At 45.1% G+C, this 1803-nt stretch carries 1 protein-coding gene and 2 pseudogenes; 1 reads left to right on the top strand and 2 read right to left on the bottom strand.

Going from position 1 to position 1803, the window contains the following annotated elements; translation table 11 throughout:
* A pseudogene (locus ACP5SG_RS09625) lies at positions 1 to 708 on the bottom strand (glycosyl transferase family 1); the annotation flags it as partial.
* 9 nt (positions 709 to 717) lie between these two features.
* A complete protein-coding gene (locus ACP5SG_RS09620) occupies positions 718 to 1377 on the bottom strand; it encodes a DUF5752 family protein (RefSeq protein ID WP_237887994.1) in 660 nt (219 codons plus the stop codon).
* Between the two features lie 240 nt (positions 1378 to 1617).
* Between ACP5SG_RS09620 and ACP5SG_RS09615 the strand changes: the two are divergent.
* Positions 1618 to 1803 (top strand): annotated as a pseudogene (locus tag ACP5SG_RS09615) (hypothetical protein); the annotation flags it as partial.

Here is a 1803-nt window from a genome sequence, read left to right as displayed (position 1 = left end):
AACTGGGTCTTTGAACCGATCGAAACGGGACACCTGAACAAGAAGGGGAAGGTCTCTTTCGAGTCCAAATCGTTCGAACACGTTTTCAACCTCCTTGTCAGGCAAGGGTATATTCTTGTCGCTGATCGGATCGATGCTTGGCGCGATGATGTATTGCGTATGCGGGAGCGGCTGGGCGAATTCGGGCAGCGAAAAGATGCTGGCGTCATAGCCGCCTACCCAGTTTTTCAGATATTTCCAGACCGGGCGGTAAGGCCTGCTGCAGTCAATGTGGCATCTCCATACCCACTTACCGCGTCTCTCAGGCATGTAATTCAACAGCGCGGCAGGCTGCGGGTCGTGTATTATCACAAAGTCCGCATCGGAGAGCAAGGGCCTCAATTCCTCGGCGTTTTCTTTATTTACCCTTTCGTATGTCTTGAGGAGCCCTTCTTTGACGCTTATTTTGTAGCCCTGAAGCGCGTTGTGAAAGCCCTTTGTGCACTGGAAAAAGTCAGCCGTTCCCTTTATTACGGCCCATTTTACATCAAGATCAAGGGCCTCCATCAATGGGACCATCTTCCTCAAGATTTCTGCTACACCCCCTCCTTCCTTAGTGGAATTGACATGGACTATCCTTTTTCCTTTTATCTTTTCTGCAATCTGCAGGAGGTGCCCTATTGCATCGTAGCCTGCGGCCTCTGCATATTGTTTTAATAGATCATTCATTGTTCGTAGTTACCCCAAAAAATATTCTGTGAAGATCCTGCTTAATTTTTCTTTTATTTCATTTAATGAACTGAAATATGGATCTATTGACATTATCTTAAGCCTAAGATCGTTATATCCATCGCCCCATGCCATGAGCCAGGCGCTGAAGTCATCGGATCTGTCCGGCGTCCGTCTCCTAGCATCTATATAGTGATAAAAAATGCTTCCGCGCCCCATTGCAGGTACGGTCTGAACAAGTTCAGCGGGATGATTTATCATGCGATTGGTATCGAAGATGATTATTTGAGATTGTATGAAATAAAACATGTCGTCCGCCTTTGCCCAGGGCACGTATTCAGATTCATCCAGATATTCATCGATGACCTCCAGAAGCTCCTGTCTCAATGCTTCGATATCGGAGTAATCCGTGGGATCTATTACGCTGAGCTTTTCAGCAAGGGCCTTTACGTGCAATCCCCTGTATATCCAGGCGGCAAAGTCGTTATTATACTCAGGTTCGTCAAAATGTGGCTGCAGGAATCTTCCCCAAAAATGGTTGTATATGCTGTTTTTGGGGGCCTTTGAAAGGCAATCCCTTAGCTCTCTGAGATTCTGTGCCTTATAACCAGTAGAGATACCCACGAGCGCGCAATCCATGATCCTGAAGGGTTCATTTTTTGTTGGCATAAATCCCCCTCTGTCTACACATTTTTATATCATCATTACGTCTAAGCAATATTGCTTCCAAATACTTAATAATGTAGCGATGTGTCAATTAGCTTCATCGTCCAAAAATATTTATCATTTTTGTCTAGCTAGTATCCATATCCTTTCCTTATGAGATATTTGATTTATTCCAATTGACTTATGTGGTTTTAGTGGGAACCAAAGTTACGGTATAATATCAATATAAAGGTGTCAACATGGATGGGATTCCGCAGCGGTTTGTACGAAGTTTCGAGAGAAGCGGTTAAGCTCATAACAGAGGGTGGGTTGAGCATATCTGAGGCAGGTCGCAGGTTATTAGTATCCTCTTCGACAATTGGATATTGGGTCGCCGAGAACCTGCTCAATCGGCAATTCAAGGCTAGGGCCCCGAACCAGATATGGCTT

The organism is Dissulfurimicrobium sp., from assembly GCF_049968175.1.
Taxonomy (GTDB): domain Bacteria; phylum Desulfobacterota; class Dissulfuribacteria; order Dissulfuribacterales; family Sh68; genus Dissulfurimicrobium; species Dissulfurimicrobium hydrothermale.
This window is presented reverse-complemented; position numbering and strand designations above follow the sequence as displayed.